20 protein-coding genes are annotated in these 21,435 nt (G+C 71.8%); 9 read left to right on the forward strand and 11 right to left on the reverse strand.

Annotated elements, in window-relative coordinates; genetic code table 11:
* Positions 1–271: 271 nt before the first annotated feature.
* Both AB0E78_RS15325 and AB0E78_RS15330 read left to right on the forward strand, forming a co-directional pair.
* The gene (locus tag AB0E78_RS15325) at positions 272–733 is read left to right on the forward strand and encodes a Zn-ribbon domain-containing OB-fold protein (RefSeq protein WP_361832270.1); all 462 of its coding nucleotides are present in this window, start codon (positions 272–274) and stop codon (positions 731–733) included.
* 368 nt (positions 734–1,101) lie between these two features.
* Positions 1,102–2,010 carry a GNAT family N-acetyltransferase gene (locus AB0E78_RS15330; protein ID WP_361832272.1) on the forward strand — a complete coding sequence of 303 codons (909 nt, stop codon included), beginning with the start codon at positions 1,102–1,104 and terminating at the stop codon, positions 2,008–2,010.
* A 335-nt stretch (positions 2,011–2,345) separates the two neighbouring features.
* Here the strand turns inward: AB0E78_RS15330 and AB0E78_RS15335 are convergent, their stop codons facing one another.
* Both AB0E78_RS15335 and AB0E78_RS15340 read right to left on the reverse strand, forming a co-directional pair.
* Positions 2,346–3,032 carry a pyridoxal 5'-phosphate synthase gene (locus tag AB0E78_RS15335; RefSeq protein ID WP_361832274.1) on the reverse strand — a complete coding sequence of 229 codons (687 nt, stop codon included), beginning with the start codon at positions 3,030–3,032 and terminating at the stop codon, positions 2,346–2,348.
* 445 nt (positions 3,033–3,477) lie between these two features.
* Positions 3,478–4,683: an acetyl-CoA acetyltransferase gene (locus AB0E78_RS15340; protein ID WP_361832276.1), complete on the reverse strand. Its 1,206-nt coding sequence runs from the start codon at positions 4,681–4,683 to the stop codon at positions 3,478–3,480.
* A 172-nt stretch (positions 4,684–4,855) separates the two neighbouring features.
* Between AB0E78_RS15340 and AB0E78_RS15345 the strand changes: the two genes are divergently transcribed.
* Complete coding sequence (locus AB0E78_RS15345) at positions 4,856–6,052, forward strand: acyl-CoA dehydrogenase family protein (RefSeq protein WP_361832278.1); 1,197 nt, start codon at positions 4,856–4,858, stop codon at positions 6,050–6,052.
* Positions 6,052–6,528, forward strand: a complete 477-nt coding sequence (locus AB0E78_RS15350; protein WP_361832280.1) for a nitroreductase family deazaflavin-dependent oxidoreductase — start codon at positions 6,052–6,054, stop codon at positions 6,526–6,528. Before AB0E78_RS15345 ends, AB0E78_RS15350 begins: the two co-directional genes overlap by 1 nt.
* Before the next feature lie 159 nt (positions 6,529–6,687).
* Here AB0E78_RS15350 and AB0E78_RS15355 read toward each other — a convergent pair whose 3' ends face one another.
* Positions 6,688–7,335 carry a TetR family transcriptional regulator gene (locus tag AB0E78_RS15355; RefSeq protein WP_361832282.1) on the reverse strand — a complete coding sequence of 216 codons (648 nt, stop codon included), beginning with the start codon at positions 7,333–7,335 and terminating at the stop codon, positions 6,688–6,690.
* A 326-nt stretch (positions 7,336–7,661) separates the two neighbouring features.
* Here AB0E78_RS15355 and AB0E78_RS15360 point away from each other — a divergent pair, with 326 nt between their 5' ends.
* Complete coding sequence (locus AB0E78_RS15360) at positions 7,662–10,019, forward strand: serine/threonine-protein kinase (RefSeq protein ID WP_361832284.1); 2,358 nt, start codon at positions 7,662–7,664, stop codon at positions 10,017–10,019.
* Between the two features lie 172 nt (positions 10,020–10,191).
* Here the strand turns inward: AB0E78_RS15360 and AB0E78_RS15365 are convergent, their stop codons facing one another.
* The 3 genes from AB0E78_RS15365 to AB0E78_RS15375 all read right to left on the reverse strand — a co-directional run bounded on the left by AB0E78_RS15365 (position 10,192) and on the right by AB0E78_RS15375 (position 12,668).
* Positions 10,192–10,977 (reverse strand): enoyl-CoA hydratase/isomerase family protein, encoded by a 786-nt coding sequence (locus AB0E78_RS15365; RefSeq protein ID WP_361832286.1) that lies wholly within the window; start codon positions 10,975–10,977, stop codon positions 10,192–10,194.
* The gene (locus AB0E78_RS15370) at positions 10,974–11,432 is read right to left on the reverse strand and encodes an OB-fold domain-containing protein (protein ID WP_361832288.1); all 459 of its coding nucleotides are present in this window, start codon (positions 11,430–11,432) and stop codon (positions 10,974–10,976) included. The genes AB0E78_RS15365 and AB0E78_RS15370 overlap by 4 nt, the downstream gene beginning before the upstream one ends.
* 84 nt (positions 11,433–11,516) lie before the next feature.
* Entirely contained in the window at positions 11,517–12,668 is a 1,152-nt protein-coding gene (locus AB0E78_RS15375) for a lipid-transfer protein (protein ID WP_361832290.1), read from the reverse strand.
* A 125-nt stretch (positions 12,669–12,793) separates the two neighbouring features.
* Between AB0E78_RS15375 and AB0E78_RS15380 the strand changes: the two genes are divergently transcribed.
* The gene (locus AB0E78_RS15380; protein WP_361832292.1) at positions 12,794–14,398 is read left to right on the forward strand and encodes a FadD3 family acyl-CoA ligase; all 1,605 of its coding nucleotides are present in this window, start codon (positions 12,794–12,796) and stop codon (positions 14,396–14,398) included.
* Positions 14,399–14,659: 261 nt separating this feature from the next.
* Positions 14,660–15,655, forward strand: coding sequence for an alpha/beta hydrolase (locus tag AB0E78_RS15385; protein ID WP_361832294.1), 996 nt, complete (start codon positions 14,660–14,662; stop codon positions 15,653–15,655).
* Between the two features lie 25 nt (positions 15,656–15,680).
* Here the strand turns inward: AB0E78_RS15385 and AB0E78_RS15390 are convergent, their stop codons facing one another.
* Together AB0E78_RS15390 and AB0E78_RS15395 are read right to left on the reverse strand one after the other, a co-directional pair.
* Positions 15,681–16,280 (reverse strand): hypothetical protein, encoded by a 600-nt coding sequence (locus AB0E78_RS15390; protein WP_361832296.1) that lies wholly within the window; start codon positions 16,278–16,280, stop codon positions 15,681–15,683.
* Between the two features lie 113 nt (positions 16,281–16,393).
* Positions 16,394–17,014, reverse strand: coding sequence for a DJ-1/PfpI family protein (locus AB0E78_RS15395; RefSeq protein WP_361832298.1), 621 nt, complete (start codon positions 17,012–17,014; stop codon positions 16,394–16,396).
* Between the two features lie 259 nt (positions 17,015–17,273).
* Between AB0E78_RS15395 and AB0E78_RS15400 the strand changes: the two genes are divergently transcribed.
* Entirely contained in the window at positions 17,274–18,308 is a 1,035-nt protein-coding gene (locus AB0E78_RS15400; protein WP_361832300.1) for a hypothetical protein, read from the forward strand.
* A gap of 537 nt (positions 18,309–18,845) precedes the next feature.
* Here AB0E78_RS15400 and AB0E78_RS15405 read toward each other — a convergent pair.
* Positions 18,846–19,313, reverse strand: coding sequence for a MarR family winged helix-turn-helix transcriptional regulator (locus tag AB0E78_RS15405; RefSeq protein WP_361832302.1), 468 nt, complete (start codon positions 19,311–19,313; stop codon positions 18,846–18,848).
* 104 nt (positions 19,314–19,417) lie between these two features.
* Between AB0E78_RS15405 and AB0E78_RS15410 the strand changes: the two genes are divergently transcribed.
* Positions 19,418–20,632, forward strand: coding sequence for an amidohydrolase family protein (locus tag AB0E78_RS15410; protein ID WP_361832304.1), 1,215 nt, complete (start codon positions 19,418–19,420; stop codon positions 20,630–20,632).
* 91 nt (positions 20,633–20,723) lie between these two features.
* On the opposite strand, the gene AB0E78_RS15415 is transcribed toward AB0E78_RS15410, so the two are convergent.
* A complete protein-coding gene (locus AB0E78_RS15415) occupies positions 20,724–20,894 on the reverse strand; it encodes a hypothetical protein (RefSeq protein WP_361832306.1) in 171 nt (56 codons plus the stop codon).
* Positions 20,895–21,169: 275 nt separating this feature from the next.
* Positions 21,170–21,343, reverse strand: coding sequence for a sigma-like protein (locus AB0E78_RS15420; RefSeq protein ID WP_361832308.1), 174 nt, complete (start codon positions 21,341–21,343; stop codon positions 21,170–21,172).
* Positions 21,344–21,435: the final 92 nt, after the last annotated feature.

The raw sequence follows: 21,435 nt of genomic DNA on the forward strand, positions 1-21,435 counted from the left end.
CGTCGGTGGGCGCGAGCGACGTACGGCCTCTTGGGTGCGTCTCTCGCGCGCGGGTCTGCGGGTGTGCCGCTTGCGTGTACGTCCTTCGCGTGGACGTCCCCCGCGTGCGCGTCCGCTGTGTGCGCGTCCGCCGTGTATCGCCTCTTGCGATCGCCTCTTGCGTACGTGTCGGGCATGCGCTGAACTGAACTGACGTACCGTCAGGGAATTGCGTGACGTGCTGTCAGTGGCCGCCAGGCGGCCGGGAGTTCAAGGTGATGGGACTTATTCTGTGAGCACCAAGGACTCGGCCGCATCTCCGACCGCGCCTCCGGCCCCGCGTCTCGACCTCCCCGAGCCGGACGCCTTCACCCGCCCCTACTGGGACGCGGCGGCCGAGGGAAACCTCCTGATCCGCCGCTGCGGCGGATGCGGCAAGGCGCACCACTACCCGCGCGAGTTCTGCCCCCACTGCTGGAGCGAGGACGTCACCTGGGAGCGGGCGAGCGGCCACGCCACCCTCTACACCTGGTCCGTGGTGCACCGGAACGACCTGCCCCCCTTTGGCTCCCGCGTCCCGTACGTCGCCGCGGTCGTCGACCTCGCCGAAGGTCCGCGCATGATGACGGAGATCGTCGACCGCGAGGAGAGCGGGCGCGGGCTCCGGATCGGGATGGCGCTGGAGGTCGCGTTCCGCGAGGCGGGGGAGGGTGAGGGGGGTGTGGTGGTGCCGGTGTTCCGGCGGGTGCGGTGAGGACGCAGCTCTGCTGCTCCGCCGCCCTGTCGCCTGCTGTTCCGTCGCCCTGCTGTTCTGCCGCCCTGCCGCCTGCCGCCTGCCGCTCGGCTGTCCTGCCGCCTGCCGCCTGCCATCTGCCGTCTGCCACCTGTCGCTCCGCTGTCCTGCCACCTGCCGCCCTGCCCCTGCCGCCCCGCCGCTCTACTGCCCTGCCGCCTGCCGCCTGCCGCCTGTCGCCTGTCGCCTGTCGCCTGCCGCCTGCCGCCCCGCCGCCCCACTGCCCTGCCGCTCTGCTGCCCTGCACCCCGCCCCGCCCTCTCCTGCCCCTCCCCGCCCCGCCCCGTAATTCGCTTCTGTCGTAGGGGTGGTGCGGGGGAACATGGCCCATGGCTTCCTCTCCGCCCTCATCGCCGTATTCCGGCTGGCAGTTGACCTCCGACCTCGACGAGTTCCACTCCCGCGCGGGGGCCTTCCTGCGTTCGGCGCCAGCCCTGCACACCGCGCTGCTCAGCGTCACCGACATGCTGCGGACGCGGGGGCTCCACGTATACGGGGAGAGCGACCCCCTCTTCGGGATCCGCACCGGCGGTGACGGAGCGCGGGGGCCGCGGGAGGCCTCCGTGAGCGGTGCGTTCCTCTGGACCCCGCCGCACTTCCTCGCCCTGAGCCCGCTCGCGGACGAGGCCGTCGCCGACGAGCTCGCCGGGGTCCTTGCCGACGCGGGCCTGGAACCTGCCGGGGTCGGGGCCGAGAGCGCCACGGCAGCGGCGTTCGCGGCGGCCTGGGAGCGGCGGACGAAGGCCGACGCCGCCGTCAGCTTCCCCCAGCGGTTGTACCGTCTCGGCACCCTCACCCCTCCCGACCCCGCACCGGAGGGCAGCGCACGCGTCGCCACCGACGCCGACCGGGCGCTGCTCGCGCGCTGGCACGGCGAGTTCCACGAGGCCATCGGGGAGAAGGCCGGGATGGACGCAGGCGAGTGGGCCGACGCCCGCATCTCCTACGGGGGCGCCACCCTCTGGGAGGCTCCCGACGGCACCCCCGTCGCCATGGCGGGCAACACCCGCCAGGTCGCGGGCCAGGTCCGGGTCGCTCCCGTCTACACCCCGGCCCACCTGCGCGGGCGGGGCTACGCGGGCGCGGTCACCACGGCGGTGAGCCGTGCCGCGCTGGCGGCGGGCGCGGCCGAGGTGCTGCTCTTCACGGACGTCGGCAACCCCACGAGCAACGAGCTGTATCAGCGGCTGGGGTTCCGCCCGGTGCGGGACTTCACGCAGTACAGCTTCACGCGCTGACCTGCGCGGGCCGCCGGCCGGTGACCCGCATCCGGTCGGTGACCCGCCCGCTGGTCGGTGACCCGCATCCGGTCGGTGACCCGCCCGCTGGTCGGTGACCCGCATCCGGTCGGTGACTCGCCCGCTGGTCGGTGACTCGCCCGCTGGCCGGTGACCCGCCCGCTGGTCGGTGACCCGCATCCGGTCGGTGACTCGCACCCGGTCGGTGACCCGCCCGCTGGTCGGTGACCCGTACCCGGCCGGTGACCCGCCCGTCGGCCGGTGACCCGCACCAGTCCGGTGACCCGCCCCCCGTCCAGTGACCCGGTCGGCCGGTGGCGCGGGGTCTCACGGGCTCACGGCCACAGCAGCTCCTTGGTCCAGCTGCCGTCCGTGCCCCGCACGTACCGCAGCCGCACGTGCCTGCGCCGTGCCTCGCCCTGGAAGAACTCGACCTCCGCCGGTTCGAGCACGTACAGGGTCCAGCTCGGCGCCGGGGCGTCCGGCTCCGCCTGCGCGTGCTCCCAGGCCGCCTGGCTCGCGGCCACCAGGTCCCCGTACGACGGCAGCACCTCGCTCTGCCTGCCGACCAGTGCCGACGCGAGGGCCCCGGGCGAACGGCGGGCGAGATCGGCGCGGCTCTCGGTGGCGCTCGCCGTCGTGACCCGGCCCCGCACTCGGATCTGGCGGCCCTGCACGGGCCAGTAGAACCCGAGCGCGGCCTCCGGGTTCCCCGCGAGCTGGCGGCCCTTCGCGCTGCCGGAGTGCGAGCCGAAGTGCCAGCCGGCCTCGTCCGCGTCGTGCAGCATCAGCGTGCGCAGGTCCGGTCGACTCGCATCGTCGACCGTCGCCAGGCTCATGGTGTGCGGCTCCACCTGACCCGCTTCGGCGACGTCCACGAACCACTGCCAGAAGAGGGCCAGCGGGTCGGCGGGGGCGGCCTCCAGGTCGAACAGGGGCAGCTCGGTGTCCCAGACACGGAGGGAACGAAGGAGGGCACGGCCGTGGGCGGTGTCATCGGGCCGGGTGTCGGAGTCATCCATCCACCGAATCTACGCGAGCCCCCCACACCCACGGCCTCCGCCGGTGGCCCCGCTTCGGCCGGACTCGCCGTCTGGGCCGTTGGACCGACCTCTGCCGCGCTCGTCGTCCGTGCTGGTGGCTCCGCGTCTGCCGGGCTCGGCGTCTCCGCCAGTGACACGGCCTCCGCCGGGATCGCCGCTGGCGGCCCCTCTCCGCCACACCCACCGCCTCCGCCGGGGACACCGCCCCTGCCGGGACACCGCCTCCGCCGGGGACACCGGCCCCGCACGGCTCCGACCCCGGTCCCGGCTTGGTCTCGGGTTCGGCTGTGACGCCGATTCCGGGTCAGGCCTCGCCGCTGCCGCCGACTCTGGGGCCGGGCCGGGCTCGACTCCGGCCCTCCGCCGAGCCCGGCCCCGAACGCCGTCAGCCGCGCCCCCTACCGGCCCCCCGGCAGAGCCCCCCTCACCCCCGCCCCAGCACCACCGTCCCCGACGAGCAGAACCAGCCGCCCGTTCCCGAGGCCACCGCCACCTCCGGCAGTTTTCCTCCCGCCTTTCGTACCTGGCGGCCCTCGCCCGCCTCGCCCCGCAGTTGTCGTACCGCCTCCACCAGCAGGAACAGACCCCGCATGCCCGGGTGTTGGGCTGACAGGCCGCCGCCGTCCGTGTTGGTGGGGAGTTCGCCGTCCCGCAGCAGGCGGCCCTTCTCCACGAACGCGCCGCCCTCGCCCTTCGCGCAGAAACCGAGGTCCTCCAGCGTCACCAGGGTCATGTAGGTGAAGGCGTCGTAGATCTCGGCCACGTCCACGTCCTCGGGCCGTACCCCCGCCCGTTCGAACGCCAGGCGGCCGCTCACCGCCGCCGGGGAGACCGTGAAGTCCTCCCACTCCGACATCGTCGTGTGCGAGACGTGCTCGCCGGTGCCGAGCACCCAGACGGGGGTCGAGGCGCAGTCGGCCACGTACTCCTCCGCCGCCAGGAGCACCGCGCAGCCGCCGTCGGAACGTATGCAGCAGTGCAGCTTGGTGAACGGGTCCGCGATCATCGGGCCGTCCAGGACCTCGTCGACCGTGATCGGGTCGCGGTACATCGCGTCCGGGTTGGTCGCGGCGTTCGCCCGTGCCTGGACCGCCACGGAGGCGAGCTGTTCGAGCGTCGTGCCGTACTCGTGCATGTGGCGGCGCGTGGCCATCGCGTACTTGGAGATCAGGGAGTGGCCGTAGGGGACCTCGAACTGGAGGGGGCCGCGCGCGCCGAAGGAGAGGTTCGACGTGCGCCGCCTCGCCTTGATGTCGGCACGGGCCGTCGATCCGTAGACGAGGAGTACGGCGTTGGCGCGCCCCGCCGCGATCGCGTCCGCCGCGTGCGCCGCCATGACCTCCCAGGTGGAGCCGCCGACGGAGGTGGAGTCGACCCAGCGCGGCTTCAGGCCGAGGTATTCGGCGACCTCGACCGGGGCGAGCGTGCCCAGGCCCGCCGACGCGACGCCGTCGATGACCTCGCGGCCCAGGCCCGAGTCGGCCAGGGCGCGGCGGGCCGCCTGGGCGTGCAGGGCGTAGGGCGTGGCCTCGTCGACACGCCCGCAGTCGGAGAGGGATATGCCGACGACGGCCACCTTGCGCGGGCGGGCCACCGTCTCACCAGGGGTGTAGGAGTGGGTAGTTGGCATGAATCTGACGGTACATCAGATAGGGCGGGTCCCGGCAGGGTGTTACGTGGCGTCGCGGGCCTGTGCATCTCGCGGGTGCCGTCCTAGCATGACGGCCCGTCAGATCTGGGTCGGTTCGCCCTCGTGCACGACGCCGAGGGACTTGTCCGCGACCCGGGGGAGGAGCCCGCCGATGGACGCCGCCTTCACCGCGGAGCAGGAAGAAATCCGCCGCACCCTTCGTGAGCTCGTCACCAAACGCTGCGGGCCGGACGAGGTGAAGGCCGCGGTCCGCACCCCCGCCGGACACGACTCCGCCCTCTGGTCCGCCCTCGCCGAACAGCTCGGCCTGCCCGGCATCGCCGTCCCCGAGGCGTACGGAGGAGTGGGGTGCGGCTCGGCGGAGCTCGCCCTCAGCAGCGAGGAGCTGGGCCGCGCCCTCACCCCCTCGCCCCTCTTCGCCACCGCCGCGCTCGTCGCCCCGCTCCTCCAGCGCATCGGCACCGACGAGCAGCGGACGGATCTGCTGCCCCGCATCGCGACGGGTGGCCTCACCGCGGCGCTCGCCGTGCCCGGCACCGGGCTCGCCACCGCGCTCGGCCTGGTCGGCGACAACCTCGGCGACTGGTCGGGCGGCGGCCGTGCGGGCGGCGTGCAGGCCACGCTCGCGGACGGCGTCTGGCGGCTCTACGGCCAGGCCGAGCAGGTCCTCGACGGGCACAGCGCGGGGCTGCTCGTGGTGGCCGCGCACACCGGGGGCTTCGCCCGTTCCCGTACGCTCCTCTATCTCGTACGCGAGGGGGCCGCCGGACTCGTACGGACCCGGCAGACCTCCCTCGACGAGACCCGCCCGCAGGCCCGCGTCGAACTGCGCGACGTGGAAGCCGAGTTGCTCGGTGCCGCCGACGACGCGGACGTGCCGGGCGCGCTCGCCGCCGTCGGTGACGTCGCCGCGACCGTGCTCGCCGCGGAGGCCGTGGGCGCGGCGGACCGGGCCCTCGAGCGGACCGTCGAATACGTCAAGCAGCGCGAGCAGTTCGGGCGGGCGATCGGCTCCTTCCAGGCGGTCAAGCACCGCCTCGCGGACGTGTACGTACAGGTGCAGGCCGCGCGGTCGGCGGCGTACTACGCGGCGTGGGCGACCGGGGACGGCTCCGAGCAGGTGGGAGGGCTCGCGCTCGCGCAGTCCCTCGACGCGCTGCGGACGGCCGCGTCGGAGGCCGTGCAGCTGCACGGCGGCATCGGGTTCACCTGGGAGCACGAGGCGCATCTGTACTTCAAGCGGGCGTCGAGCGACGAACTCCTCTTCGGCCCCGTGCACCGGCTGCGGGCCCGCGCGGCGGAACGCGCCGAGCTGTTCACTCCCGCGCAGCCGACGGTGGCCGTCTGATGGCCCCCGGCGTGCGCCTGATGCAGAAGGTGTCGTCCACCCGGACCTTCGCGAAGATCGCCCCGCACTTCATCCCCGCGATGGACCGCACGGTGCACCGCCTCACGCGCGGCAAGGTGCTGCTCAGCGCGAAGATGCTGCCGGGGGTGATCCTGACCGTGCGCGGCGCCAAGAGCGGGCTTCCCCGGCGCACTCCTCTGGCCTGCATGCCGGAGGAATCGGGGAGTTGGATCCTGATCGGCTCCAACTTCGGCCGCCCGGGGCACCCCGTCTGGACCGGCAATCTCATCGCCCATCCGGATGCCGACGTGAGCTGGCGGGGTGCGGACATCCCGGTCAGGGCACGGCTGTTGGCGGGGGAGGAACGGAAGGCGGCATGGGAGGCGGTGCTGAAGTTCTGGCCGCCGTACGCGACGTACCAGTCCCGCGTGGACCGGGAGATCCGACTGTTCCGCCTGGAGCGGCGCACGGAGTAGGCGCACGGAGTAGGCGCACGGAGTGGCCGGGCGGACCGGCCGCCGTGACGAACGTCCGGGTAGCACAGCGGCGGATCACGGTCCATCAGTGATCCGCCGCTGAGGTGACAGGACTTGAGAAGGGTCAGAAGAGACGTACTGGATGACGTACTTGATGCCCTACTTCGTCGGCTTCTTTCCTGTTACGCCCAGATGCACCAACAGTGCGAGGTTCGGCTTGAGTTCGGCCTGCTTGACGCCCCAGGTCTGGAAGCCCCGCTGATGCGAGGCGACCGCGGCGAGCATCGCCACCAGGGAGCCCGCCATCGCCGCGGGGTTGACGTCCTTGTCGACCTTCCCCTTGGACTGGAGCTCCTTGACCGTGTCCGTAAGGGAGTTGTTGACCGAGTTCAGGATCTTCATGCGGATCTTGTAGAAGCGTTTGTCGCCCTCCGCGGCGCCCAGATCGACGACCCGGAGGATCGCGTCGTTCTTGCGCCAGAAGTCGAGGAAGCCGTCGACCAGCTCCTGTGCGGTCTGCCACCCCGCCTTGCCGACCCATGAACGGCCGTCGAGGAGCTGGGTCAACTCGGCGCCCTCGGCCGCCATTTGCTCGGCGATCTCGAGGACGGCGCCCTCGACGTCGGGGAAGTACTGATAGAAGGTCGCGGGTGAAGTCCCCGCCTTCCGGGCGACGTCGATGACTTTGACGTCCCGGTAGGGCGAGGAGCTGAGCATCTCGCTGAGGCAGTCGAGCAGCTTCTGACGCGTCGCCTGACCGCGTCGACCGGCCACGCGGCCGTCGACGGTACGTACCTGTCCTGTCATGCCGTCAGCTTACCGAGGGGTGATCGGAGCGCGATTCGGCCGAGTGCAAATGGGGTTGCGGGCCGTATTCCTCTCGTATCCGCTTCGTATTCGCGCGCTGCTCGGGAGCCGATATCGAATAGGTCACACGTTCGAATCAGGTTTCGCTCGCATATCTCCTTCTTCTTGCGTCTCCTTTGTCCCACAACACCCCGATCCCGCCCCGGGTTCGCAACCGCCGCCCCGGACAGGAAGAATCAGGGTGCGTGCCGCCGTAGCGGCTCGGTGGTGAGACGCTGCACGGGGCCGCTCATACGGCGCCCGCGTACGGGGAGGTGGCAGGGCAAGTGGTGGATCAGCTGACGCAGCACGATCCGAGGCGGATCGGCCCGTTCGAGGTGCTCGGCCGGCTCGGAGCCGGTGGCATGGGCCTTGTCTACCTCGCGCGCTCCGCGTCAGGGCGGCGCGTGGCGATCAAGACGGTCAGGACCGAGCTCGCCGAGGACCAGCTGTTCCGCGTCCGCTTCACGCGCGAGGTCGAGGCGGCACGGGCCGTGTCCGGTTTCTACACGGCCGCCGTCGTGGACGCCGACCCGCGCGCGGCCGTGCCGTGGCTGGCCACCGCCTATGTGCCCGCCCCATCGCTCGAAGAAATAGTGAATGAACACGGGCCGCTGCCCACCCAGGCCGTGCGCTGGCTCGCGGCCGGCGTCGCCGAGGCCCTGGAGTCCATCCACGGCGCGGGCCTCGTCCACCGTGACCTCAAGCCGTCGAACGTCCTCGTGGTGGAGGACGGCCCGCGCGTGATCGACTTCGGCATCGCGTCCGGCGTCTCCAACACCCGCCTGACCATGACGAACGTCGCCGTCGGCACGCCCGCCTACATGTCGCCCGAGCAGGCGAAGGACTCGCGCAGCGTCACCGGCGCCAGCGACGTCTTCTCCCTCGGCTCGATGCTCGTCTTCGCCGCCACCGGGCACGCGCCCTTCCACGGGGCGAACCCCGTCGAGACCGTCTTCATGCTGCTCCGTGAAGGCCCTGACCTGGCAGGACTCCCGGACGAGCTCCGTCCGCTCATCGAGACCTGCATGCAGATGGAGGCGGTGCTGCGGCCCAGCCCCGCCGACCTCCAGGCCCAGCTCGCCCCGCACCTCTTCGCCTCGGAGAGCGAGGACGGCGACAGCGGCACGGCATCCGCCTGGCTCCCGGAGCGCGCCGTCGCGCTCATCGAGGCCCGCCGTGGCGGCCGTCCGCCCGCGCGGCCCGCGCTCGCCTCATCGGGCCGCAGCGGAGGCCGCGGCGGCGCCCCCGCCGTCGCCCCGCCCCCTCCGCGGCACGCCCCGCCGGCCCCGCCCACGCAGCCGCCCCCCTTCGGGGGCGTGCCGGACGCCGGACCCGTACACCTCGCGGGCGCGAAGGTGCCGATCGGGCCCGGCCCCCGGGTCGCCGACGCACGGGCCGCCGTCAGCTCCGTGCCCATCGACACCGGGCTCGCCGCCTCCTGGTCGCGGTCCAGGGCCGTGACGAACGGCGCCGACCCCGTGGTGCCCGCCCCCGCCGCCGCGCCGGACGCGGGGGCCGCCTGGCGGCCGTGGCGCTTCCGGATGTCGAACGACGTCTGGGGCACGCCCGCCGTCGCGGGGAACCTCGTGTACGTCACGTCCTTCGAGGTGCACGCCCTGGACGTCGGCACGGGCCGCCGCAGCTTCAAGACACGGGACGTCGCCTGGTCCATGGGCGTCGCCGACGGACGCATCCACGCCTCGGACGGCCCCACGCTCTACGCCCTCGACGGCGCCGACGGCACGGACCTGTGGCGCCTGAACACCGACGCCTGGGTGTACTCCCTGCAGGCCGACCGCGGCACCGTCGTCACCGGGACGCGCGGCGGCGGCGTACAGGCCTGGGAGGCCGCGAACGGCGAGAAGCTCTGGGAGATCACCGGGGCCCAGACCGACTTCGAGACCCCCGAGGCGGGACCCGTCGTCCACGACGGCACGGTCTACGTCTGGAAGGACGCGCGGCTGCGCGCCCTGGAGGCCCGCACGGGCGACGAGCGCTGGTCGTACCCCGTCGGCGACGCGGCCTCCTGCGGCGGCGTCCCGGTGCGGCTCGCTCCCGCCCAGGACGGCTACGTGTACGTGTCCGCGGGCTCCCGGGTCCTCGCGATCGACGTGGTCGGCGGGCACGTCCGCTGGCACTTCGAGGCACCCGCCGCCTTCCTGTGCCCGCCGGCGTTCGCACCGGGCCCCGCCGTCACCGGCGGCGGCGTGTACCTGGCCGACTACCTCGGCACGGTGTACGCCCTCGACGCCACGGACGGCCGTGACCGCTGGCGCATCGCCACGGAGTCCCGGGCGTCGATCGAGCCCGTGCTCGTCGCCGACGGGCACGTCCACGTGGGCAGCGGCAAGGGGCTCTACACCCTGGACGCGGTGACGGGCACGCCGAAGTGGCGCTTCCAGGCGGGCGGCGAGGTCGTCGGCACACCCGTCGTCGCCGACCGGCGGATCCACTTCGGGTCGACGGACCACCTGCTGTACACGCTCAAGGCGGACGACGGCCGCCTGCGCTGGAAGCTGGCCACGGGCGGCGAGATCACCGGGGCGCCGGTGGTGCGGGACGGGGTGGTGTACGCGTGCAGCAAGGACCGGTGCGTGTACGCGCTGGACGCCGAGCGGGGGACCGGCACGGCTCGGTCGTAGGCGCGGGCCCTCATGGCGTCGTCGCCGTGACGGCCGTCGTGCCGGCTTTGGAAGGGGTCCGGACGGCGGCCGTCCACTCGTGACGTTACGCCGAGTGCATGAACGTCGCCAGGCGACGGCCCGGGCCCGGTACGGCTCTCACCTGGTCACGCCCCTCACCTGGTCACGCCCCTCACCTCGTACGGAAGCCGGGGCTGCGGCCCGTGAAGAGGCCCGCCTGCCGCTCCGGGGGCAGGTTGCCGAGCGCGATGAGGTGCGGCGCCTGGGCCAGGGCCTGGGTGCGGGCCGCCTCCTTCGCCGACCAGAGCGCGCGCACGGTGCCCTGAACCGGCTCGGTCGGGCACGCGGCGATGACCTCGGCCGCACGGGTGGCGGACTTCAACAGGCCGGCGGACGCGGTGACTTCGGAGACCAGACCCGTCTCGTACGCCCGCCGGGCGGAGATCCGCTCGGCCGTACCCATCAGCGACATCCTGGCGACCTCGCCGATCGGCATGCGCTGCGCCATGAGGATCGCCTCGTACGCGCTGACCATCCCGTAGGTGGTGTGCGGGTCGAAGAACGTGGCGTGCTCGGCGGCGATGATGAACTCCGCCTCGCCCAGGAGGTAGAACGCGCCGCCGCACGCCATGCCGTTGACGGCGGCGATGACCGGCTTCCACAGGTCGTTCGCCTTGGGGCCGATGGTCAGGAGCGGATCGTCCATCGAGTACGGGGAGCCGGGCTGCGGGACGTCCGTGTCGCGGTCGATGCCGGTGCAGAACGCCTTCTCCCCGGCTCCGGTGAGGACGATCGCGCGTACGGAGTCGTCGAAGCGGAACTCCCGCCAGACGGCCGCGAGTTGCTCGGCCGTCTCGGGATCGATGGCGTTGTGCCGGGCGGGGCGGTCGAGGGTGACGACCGCGACGCCCGTGTCCTTGTCGGTCTCCGAGCGCAGGGCGCTCGCGGCAGCCGTCATGGCCGCTCCAGGAGCCAGCGGGGCATCGCGATGCCGTCCACATCGGTGAACGCGACCTGCACCTTCGCGCCGATGCGGAGACGCTCGGGGTCGACGGAGTCCAGCGCGGCGTCCGGGGCGGCGACGAGGTTGCCGACGAGCCGGATCTGCGGGGCATCGGCCAGCTCGACGATGATCGCGTTGTACGGGGCCTGCGCGGCGTAGGCGGGGAGCAGGGGCGGGTGCGGGCGGACATAGGACCAGATGCGGCCCCGGCCGCTCATCCTGCGCCACTCGCTGTCGAAGGACTGGCAGTGGGGGCAGCAGGGCCTGGGCGGGAACCGGAGCTCGCCGCAGGCGGTGCAGGCTTGGATTCTCAGTTCGCCCTGGGCGGCGTACTGCCAGAAGGGGGCGCCGTCCGTGTCGATGGTGGGGGTCAACAGGGGCTCGGTCGTCGAGGTTGTCGCGTCTGCCATGTGGCTGGCCTCTTTCGGGTGCGGGATGCGTCGTGGTTGCTCGCGCTCACGCGGCGGAGCCGCAGATGTCACTGCCTCGCGCCCCTAGGGGGCCCGCAGCAGTACCGCCGACGTCGGGACTCCCTCGCCTGCCGTGACCAGGCACGTCGACGCGTTCGGCACCTGGGCCGTGCTCGTGCCCCGCAGTTGCTTCACGCCCTCGTTGATGAGGTTGAAGCCGTGGACGTACGCCTCGCTCAGGCCGCCGCCCCCGGTGTTGATCGGCAGGCGGCCCCCGCTCTCCAGCGCGCCGCCCTCCGTGAACGCGCCGCCCTCGCCGCGCCCGCAGAACCCGTACCCCTCCAGGGATAGCGGGATGAGCGGGGTGAACGCGTCGTAGATCTGCGCCACGTCCACGTCCTCCGGCGAGAAGTCCGCCTGCTTCCAGAGCTGGCGGGCCGCAGTCCACGCGGGACCGGTCAGTGGGTCGTCGTTCCAGTAGTTGACCATCCCGTGGTGCTGCGCGGGCAGCCCCTGAGCGACGGAGTGGACGTACACGGGCTTCTGCCGGCAGTCCCGCGCGCGCTCGGCGGACACGATGACGCACGCCAACGCCCCGTCGGTCTCAAGGCAGTTGTCGAAGAGGCAGAGCGGCTCGCTGATCCAGCGGGAGGACATGTACATCTCGCGGGTCAGCGGGCGTTCGTACATCATCGCGGCCGGGTTCTGGTTGGCCCGGTTCCTGCACGCGAGGGCGACGTTGAAGAGGTGGTCGCGGGTCGCCCCGTACTCGTGCATGTAGCGGCGGGCCAGCATCCCGATCTCGTCGGCCGGGCGGAGCAGTCCGAAGGGGCGCGTCCACTGGGCGGGCGTGGGGAGTTGGACCGCCGTGTTCTTCCAGGGGCGTGGCCCGCTGCCGCGCTTGCGGGACCGCCACGCGATGCCGACGCTCGCCTGCCCGGTGGCGACGGCGGAGGCGAGGTGCGCGATGGTCGCGCAGGAACCGCCGCCCCCGTAGCCCACCTTGCTGAAGAACGTCACGTCGCCCGCGCCGATCGCCTTGGCGACCTCGACCTCGTCCGTCTCCTCCATCGTGTACGAGGCGAACGCGTCGACCTCGGAGGGGGCGATGCCCGCGTCGTCGAGCGCGGCGACGATCGCCCGGCACGCCAACGTCTTCTCGTCCTCGGGTAGTTGTTTGGCGAAGGCGGTCTGCCCGATCCCGACTATCGCTGTAGCGTCTTTGAGTGAAGCCATGGGCAAGACACCTCCGCCACAGGCGAGGCCCCAGGGCTTCGCCATACGTCGTCCCGACTGCTGACAGCGCGTCAGGTTACAGCTAATCTGACGGATAGTCAGCTACTGCGGCGGAGGGGCTTGTGATGCGCGGCGACCTGGAGTGGGGCAGCATCCCGGGACTGGTCCGGGCGGCAGCCGAGCGGTACGGCGACCGGGAGGCGGTCGTCGAGGGCCGCACCCGCGTCTCGTACGCCGAGCTCGGCCGACGCGTGGAGCGGGCCGCCGCCGCGTGCATGGCGAACGGCGTCAACTCCGGTGACCGAGTGGCCGTCTGGGCCCCCAACACCCTGGACTGGATCGTCTCGGCGCTCGGCGCGGTGTCGGCGGGCGCCGTCCTGGTCCCCCTCAACACCCGCTTCAAGGGCGCGGAGGCGTCCTACGTACTGCAACGCAGCCGGGCGAAGCTGCTCTTCGTGACGGGCACGTTCCTCGGTACGTCGTACGTGGCCTCGCTGCGCCGGGCCGCCGCGGACGGAAAGGGGAAGGGCCCCCTGCCCGGCCTCCCGCACCTGGAGCAGGTGGTGGTCCTGTCCGATGACGCCCCGCAGGACTTCCGCACCTGGAAGGACTTCGTGGCCGGCGGCGACGGGGTGCGGGGCGGTGACGTATGGGCGAGGGCGGACGCCGTCGAAAGTGAGGCACCCTCGGACATCGTCTACACCTCGGGCACGACCGGCCGCCCCAAGGGCGCGATCATCACCCACGCCCAGACCCTGCGCTGCTACAGCATCTGGAGCGAACTCGCGGGCCTGCGCGAGGGCGACCGCTACCTGATCGTGAACCCCTTCTTCCACACCTTCGGCTACAAGGCGGGCATCATCGCCTGCCTGATGCGCGGCGCGACGATGATCCCGCAGCCGGTCTTCAACGTGGACACCGTCCTGGCCAACGTCGCGGCGGAACGCATCTCGGTCCTCCCGGGCCCGCCCACCCTGCACCAGTCGCTCCTCGACCACCCCGCCCGCGACCAGCACGACCTGACGGCCCTGCGCCTGGTCGTGACGGGCGCGGCGGTGGTCCCCCTGCAACTGGTCGAGCGCCTGCGCACCGAACTGCGCATCGCCACGGTCCTGACGGCGTACGGCCTCTCGGAGGCGAGCGGCATCGTCACCATGTGCCGCCAGGGAGACGCCGCCCGGGTCATCGCGTCGACCTCGGGCCGGGCCATCCCGGACACGGAGGTACGGGTGGTGAGCCCCGCCGGCGAGAACCTCTCCCCGGGCCACGCGGGCGAAGTCCTCGTACGCGGACACAACGTCATGCAGGGCTACTTCGAGGACCCGGCGGAGACGAAGAAGGCGCTCACTCCGGACGGCTGGCTGCGGACGGGCGATGTCGGCGTCCTCGACGAGGCGGGCAACCTCCGCATCACGGACCGGATCAAGGACATGTTCATAGTCGGCGGCTTCAACGCCTACCCGGCAGAGATAGAGCAACTCATCGGCGTACACCCACAGGTGGCCGACGTCGCGGTCATCGGCGTCCCGGACCCACGCCTGGGCGAGGTGGGCAAGGCGTACGTGGTGCGGCGCGCGGGGGCCGTCCTGACGTCGGACGATCTGATCGCGTGGTCCCGCCGCGAGATGGCGAACTACAAGGTCCCCAGGGAGATCGAGTTCGTCACGGAACTGCCGAGGAACGCGAGCGGGAAGGTCCTGAAACGGGAACTGAGGTGCTGGAAAGGGTAGCTGGAAGGGGTAGGTGCCGTCTGCGGCATCTCGGGTTTCCGTCCCGAAGCCTGCCTAGCTGCTCTCGCCGCGCTGGTGAGCCATTTGCCGAGTCGGCAAATTTGCTCGCGGGTGGGGGAGGCGGGGGACAGGATCAGGATCACGGCGTACGCGGTTGTTCTGTACGTGTACGTGAACGTGAACGTGTCTGTGGATCTGGATTCCTCATTCCTCATTCCTGATTCCTGATTCCTGATTTCTGACTTCGGTCCGGGAGGAAACGTGACGCATTACCCGCAGCATCACCGACTGGTGGACGTTCCCGGCGGGCGGATCCATCTGGTGGAGCAGGGCACGGGCCCGCTCGTCCTCCTGGTCCACGGCTTTCCCGAGTCCTGGTACTCGTGGCGCCACCAGCTCCCCGTGCTCGCCGAGGCGGGCTTCCGTGCGGTGGCGATCGACGTGCGTGGCTACGGGCGCTCGTCGAAGCCGCGTGAGGTGGCCGCGTACCGGATGACGGAGCACATCGCCGACAACGTCGGGGTCGTACGTGCGCTGGGCGAGGAGTCCGCGACGATCGTGGGCCACGACTGGGGCTCGGCCATCGCCGCCAACTCCGCGCTGCTCAAGCCGGACGTCTTCACCGCGGTGGGCCTGCTGAGCGTTCCGTACGCGCCGCGGAACGGCTTCCGGCCGACCGACGCCTTCGCGCGGATCGGCGGCGACGAGGAGTTCTACGTCAGCTACTTCCAGGAGGAGGGCAGGGCGGAGGCGGAGATCGAGCCGGATGTGCGGGGATGGCTCGCGGGGTTCTACGCGAGCCTCTCGGCCGACACGATGCCGTCGGCCGCCGACGGTCCGAGCCTCCACTTCGTGGCTCCGGGCGGAAGGATGTCGGACCGTTTCCCGGCTGGAGAGGGTCAGGTCGGTGTCGCTCAGTCCCTCCCCTCCTGGCTGACGGAGGCCGATCTCGACTTCTACGCGGCCGAGTTCGAGCGCACCGGCCTGACCGGCGCGCTCAACCGCTACCGCAACGTGGACCGTGACTGGGAGGACCTGGCGGCGTGGGACGGTGCGCCGGTCGCCCAGCCGTCACTGTTCATCGGCGGCGACCAGGACGCGTCGACGACGTGGCTGGCCGACGCGATCAAGGCGTACCCGGAGACCCTGCCAGGCCTGGCGTCCTCGCACATCCTCGAAGGGTGCGGGCATTGGGTGCAGCAGGAACGGGCCTACGAGGTGAACCGGCTGCTTGTGGAGTGGCTGAAGGCGGTGTGAGGCTGGGTGGCTGTGTGGCGTGACGTCAGTGGCCGGTGGGCGCTTCGAGGCATCCGGTTTCCATGAAGGGGCCGTTGGCCTTCGCCTCGTAGTTGCTCGGCTGCACGAAGGCGGTGACGCAGGCGTCGTCGCGTACGCGTAGGCCGATCATGGTGCCCTCGGGGGTGACGTACTCGCCGTTCTCGTAGCGCGATCGCATCTCCTGGACGATGAGTTCGCCGCCGAGGACCTTGCCCTTGCCGCCGTACTCCACGACCTCGTACCCGAGCTCACCGGTGAGGGCTGCCCGTACGCTCTCCGGGTCCCATTTCCCCTTGCCGTGCAGCCGCTTGAGGACGGGCTCGATGCGGGCGGCCTCGGCCTGGGCCGCTTCCTCGCTCGCCGGGGACATGTCGCCGGGTCGGCGGTAGGCGTTGTTCTCCCCGTTGTGGGGCGCGCCGTCGACGACGCCGGGTTCCACGTACGGGGAGGCGCCGCTGGGCGAGGAGGTGGGGGAGGGCGCGGTGGGAGAGCCTGCGGTGGCGTCGTGCCGGGACGTGCCGCAGGCGGTGAGTGCGGTGATGGCGGCGCCCATGAGGAGAGCGGATGCCGTGCCGAGACGCCGCCGCTGCTTTGAGGTGACCATGCAGAGACTGTGTCAGGCACAAGTCCCGCCCGGGACACGACCAGGACACGGTCTGTGCGGAGGGCGGAGGGCGGAGGGCGGCTAGGACACGGTGCGGTCTGCGCGGAGTGCGGCTAGGAGACGGTCTGCGCCCGGAACTTCTCCACGATTGCGGCCGGGGCCTTCTCCGGTGAGCCGGCGTCGTACGGCGGCTGGGGGTCGTACTCGATGAGCAGTTGTACGGTCTGCGCGTGCTCGTCGCCCGCGATCTTCCCGGCGAGGGTGAGGCCCATGTCGATGCCGGCGGAGACGCCCGCGCCGGTCACGTACTTACCGTCGAAGACGACGCGCTGCCCCGTCGAATCGACCCCGAACTGCTTGATCTGCTCCAGCGCCAGCCAATGCGACGTGGCGCGGCGGCCCTTGAGGAGGCCTGCGGCCGCGAGGATGAGGGAGCCGGTGCAGACGGAGGTCGTCCAGGTGCTGGTCGCGTCGACGGCCCGCAGCCAGTCGAGGACGGCCTCGTTCTTCAGATCGGGCTCGGGGCTCCCGGGTACGACGACGATGTCCGGGCTGCTCACCTCGGCGAGGGACTTGGTGGCGACGAGGGAGAGGTTCCGGGTGTCGTCGAGAACGGGCCCCGCCTCCTCGGCCACGAAGACGACTTCGGCACCGGGAAGCCCGGCGAGGGTCTGGAAGGGGCCGATCGCGTCGAGGACGGTGAACTTGTCGTAGAGGAGTATCGCGATCTGCATGGGGTCCCTTCCCGGAGGCGGTGTGGTGTGCGCGGTGTGGTGTACGCGGTGTGGTGTGCGCGTTGTGCGGTGCGTCGTCACGGCCAAGTCTTGTGTCGCACCCCGATGTCTGCAATGACGAGCAGCCCACCTTTCCTGCCACGGCCACGGTGTGCCACTGCGAGCGGCCGGTGGGAGCAGTGGGAGCCGTGGTTATCCACAGGAGTGTGGTTATCCACAGGCTGGAACGCGTGAGGCCGGTGTGCGGCAGCCTTGGGTCATGGGGGGTTCGAGGGAGCCGGAGAGTGCGGGGGAGCGGGGTGGGCTTGGGGAGTTGGCTGTTGAGGGGGTGTTGCTCACGCGCTGGGCCAGGGAGGCGGGATGGTCGGCGAGCGCGCTGTCCAGAAGCCTGGCCGCCGAGGGGTGGACGCGTATTCCGGGAGGCGGCTGGGCGGAACCCGGGCGCGCGGTCGATCTCGCGGTGCGCCTGTGGGCCGGGCAGTTGACGATGCCGGGCCTGGTGGCGAGCCACCGGTCGGCGGCGGCGCTGTGGCGCATTGAGGTACTGCGGGAGGAGCTGGAGTTCACTGACCCACTGGGAACACGTCGGAAGGTTGGCGCTCGCGTCCACTGGCTTCCGCTGCCGCAGGTCGGGATCGCGGTGGTGGGGGACCTCAGGGTGACGACGGTCGTGCGTACGCTGGCGGATCTGCTGCGCGGTGGCCCGAGGGAGGACGCCCTGGTGGCGCTCGACTCGGCGCTGAGTAGCCGCCGGTACGGCGGGCGTTGCCGGCGGGGCCCGTTGATCGGCGGTGTCGACGCCGTGGCCGAGGCGTTGGACGCGCCGCCGGTGGCGGGGGCGGCCGGGGTGGTGAGGGCGCGGCGGTGGCTGGCGCTGGCCGACCCGGGGGCGGGCTCACCTGCGGAGACGGTCGCGCGGCTCCGGATGCGTGATGCGGGGCTGTGCCCGGAGACCCAGGCGGAGATCCTGACGCCGTCGGGCCGCCTGCTGCGCGCGGACTTCCTCTTCCGGGGGGAGGGCGTGGTGGTCGAGATCGAGGGCTACGCCTACCACGGCACCCGCGAGGCCCACCGCCGGGACCTGGCCCGGTACAACGACCTCGCGTCCTGCCCCGAGGTCCGGGTGCTGCTGCGCTTCGGCGCCGAGGAGGTCTTCGGCGCACCGGAGGCGTTCGTGGCAAGGGTGCGGGCCGCGGTGGGCCGCGCGCGGGGCGGGGGCTTCGATGTGCCGGGGTCGGGAGGTGGACGGGGCCGCCCGGTGCTCGGAAGTGTGGCGGTTCCGGCGGCCCAGTAAAGGGCGCTCCTGCGTCGCGTCGGCTCCGCCGATTCCGCTCCGCTCCACCCTTGACTGCCCCGCCTCCACCGCAGAAACGCTTGCTGACCGGGCGGCCAGGGGAGGGGCGTAGGGGTGGGGTGGGTGGCGGTGAGAGGTTTCCTGCCGGGTGCGGACTGGCTCTTCTGGTGCGAGCGTCGATTTTCGATGTGAGCGTCACGGGAGATCGCAGCAGCCGCTGCTCGGTCGGATGGCGGGGGATGGGGATGGGGGTGGGGCGGGGGCGGGGGAGGGGAGAGAGGCTGCGAGCGGTGGAGAGGGGGTGGGGTGCAGGAAAATCCCGGGGTGGGGCGCTTTTTGCCTGCAGGTTGTGGGACTTTCTTGCAGGCGGCGCCAACCAGCCCTCCCAGGCCCCGCTCCTGGGCATCGGCCTCGATGCCGCCGCCGACGCCGCTCCGCCGCCGACGCCGCTCCGCCGCCGACGCCGCTCCGTCGCCGACGCCGCTCCGTCGCCGGGGCGCCCCCCCCGGCGACGTTGCCGGGGGGCGCCCCGCGTCGTCAGGTCCCGTTCGGGGGCTGGTTTTTGGACCATGTGGTGGCGTCGGTGCCGTAGCGGACCAAGAGGCGGGCGAACGTGACCTGGTCCTCCGGGGGCCAGGCCGCGGTGATTTCCTGGAACGCCTTTCGCTGTTCGGCGGCGAAGCGGGCGCGTTCGGCCTCGCCGTGTTCGGTGAGTTCGAGCACGGTGCGGCGGCCGTCGGCCTGGGACGCCGCGCGGCGCAGCAGCCCGTCGTCGATGCAGGCGGCGACGGTTCGGCTGGCCACCGGCTGGGCGACGCCCATCTCGGCGGCGAGGCCGCCGACGGTCGTCTCGCCCGGCGCGTCGGCGATCACGTTGAGTACGAGGTTGCGCGAGAGGTCCTTGGGTGAAGCGGGCGCGCGGCGGCGCAGACGGGACAGGGCCGGGCCGATCTGGTCCAGCGCCGGGTCGTCGGCCGGCTGCTCGGGGGAAGACGCGCTGCTCATGTGTCCGAGTCTAGGGGTGCGGGGGTGTGTAGTTGCATGGTCGTAAGTATGTGCATAGCATCAGGTATGTAAATGTGAAAGAGCAAGGACATGAGGTGGCTCCTGTGGCACTTACCGCGATCACCAACGCCCGGGTCTTCGACGGGGAGAAGGCCGTCGGCGTGCAGACCGTGGTCATCGACGGCGGGCGGATCGCCCGTGTCGGTGGTGAGGCTCCACGGGGCAGCGACGTCGTCGATGGCAGTGGGGCCACGCTGCTGCCGGGGCTCATCGACGCCCACGTGCATTCCGCCCCGGGGTCCCTGGCACTCGCCCTGCGGTTCGGGGTGACGACCGAGCTGGAGATGCAGGGGATGAACACCCGGGAGAACCGGGGGGCCATCACCGATGACGACACCGTTGCCGACGTGCGCTCCGCCGGTTTCGGCATCACCCCGCCCGGGGGGCACCCGAGCGAGCTGATGCCTGAGGGGTTCCGGCCGAAGTGGGAGCTGCCCCCGGTGATGCCCCTGATGCCGTTCTCCAGCACGCCGGAGGAGGCGGCCGCCTTCGTGCCTCAGCTGCTGGCCCGGGGGTCCGACTTCATCAAGTTCATGATCGATGACGGCAGCGTGGAGGGGCACCCCGGGCTGCCCATGCTCGACCAGGCCACCGTGAACGCCGGTGTGGCGGAAGCCAAGAAGTACGGGGCCCTCACCGTGGCCCACGCGCTGACCGTGGAGGCCACCAGGATGGCCGCCGAGGCCGGTATCGACGGCCTCGCGCACGTGTTCATGGACCAGCCGCACACTGCCGAGATCATCGGTCTCATCAAGGACGCGGGCATGTTCGTCGTTCCCTGCATCAGCCTCAACGCCTCGATGATGGGGATCACCGGCAGCGAACTCGCCGACGACCCCCGGGTCGCCACCCGCCTCGACAGCAAGTGGGACGAGACCCTGCGGTCCAGCTACAACCGCTACCCGCAGGGCAAACTCGACGATGTGTACGACACCGTGCGTGCCCTGGACGCCGCCGGCGTCGACGTGCTGGCCGGTACCGACGTGTCCATGTCCGAGACGTTCTTCGGAGGGCTGGCGCACGGAGCGAGCCTGCACCACGAACTGCAGTACCTGGTGGCAGCCGGCCTCACGCCCGCACGCGCCCTGCGCGCGGCCACGGCGACAACGGCCCGGCGCTTCCGCCTCGGCGACCGGGGCCGTATCGCCGAGGGGCTCCGTGCCGACCTCCTGCTGGTCGACGGCGACCCGACCAGCGACATCGGCGACACCCTCAACACCCGCGCCATCTGGCGTCGCGGCGCGCGGCTGGCGGACTGACCGCCCTCGGGGGCGGGGCGGGGCGCGGGCAGCGTGATGGGGCCGAGCCGATGCTTCGGCCCCATCGGGGTGGCGGGCGGCCCGCCCGAGGTCAGTCCTGCGGCATGGTCGGCGTATGCCCGTCGCCGAGCGGGCTGACGGCTATGTGGTCGCCACCCGGCGGTACCGGGCTGTGTCCCTCCGCGAGGGCCGGAGCGGCAGCCCCGACGGCGGTGGCGGTCGCGACGGCCACAATGACGAGGATCTTCTTGGCGCGAGTCATGCCAACTCCCTTGATGAGGCGGACTAGTGGACTATCAGCGTCAAGTGACCCTAGTGACGGGGCAGCTGAATGTTCGGTTCCGTCGCTCGGCGCTGCGTGGCGCCAGCCGTTCCATCCCGTAACGCTCGGCGCCGCGTGGCGCGAGCCCTTCCATCGAGTAATGCCCGGCGCCAGCCGTTCCACCCCGTAATACCCCCCAGACATGCATCGGCCGCGGTGGCTCCCCCTCCGCGCCACCGCGGCCGATCGTCCCCCGTCGGGATGTAGGTCCTGGGTCAGCCCTTGGGCGGGGCGGGTGTGTGGCCCTCGCCCTGCGTGGTCGCGGTGCCGTCCTTGGGCGGGGCGGGCGTGTGGCCCTCGCCCTGCGTGGTCGCGGTGCCGTCCTTCGGCGGAGCCGGCGTGTGGCCCTCGCCCATGGTCGTGATGTCGTTCTTGTTGATCTCGCTCATGTGACAACTCCTATGGAATTGCTGGGGCCTGACATCGGATACGCCCGTTCGGCAACTCCCCCGAGGGTCGCCGAACGGGCGTTTGGGCCGCT

The sequence above is a fragment of the Streptomyces sp. NPDC032198 genome, assembly GCF_040636975.1.
In the GTDB taxonomy this organism is placed as follows: Bacteria; Actinomycetota; Actinomycetes; order Streptomycetales; family Streptomycetaceae; genus Streptomyces.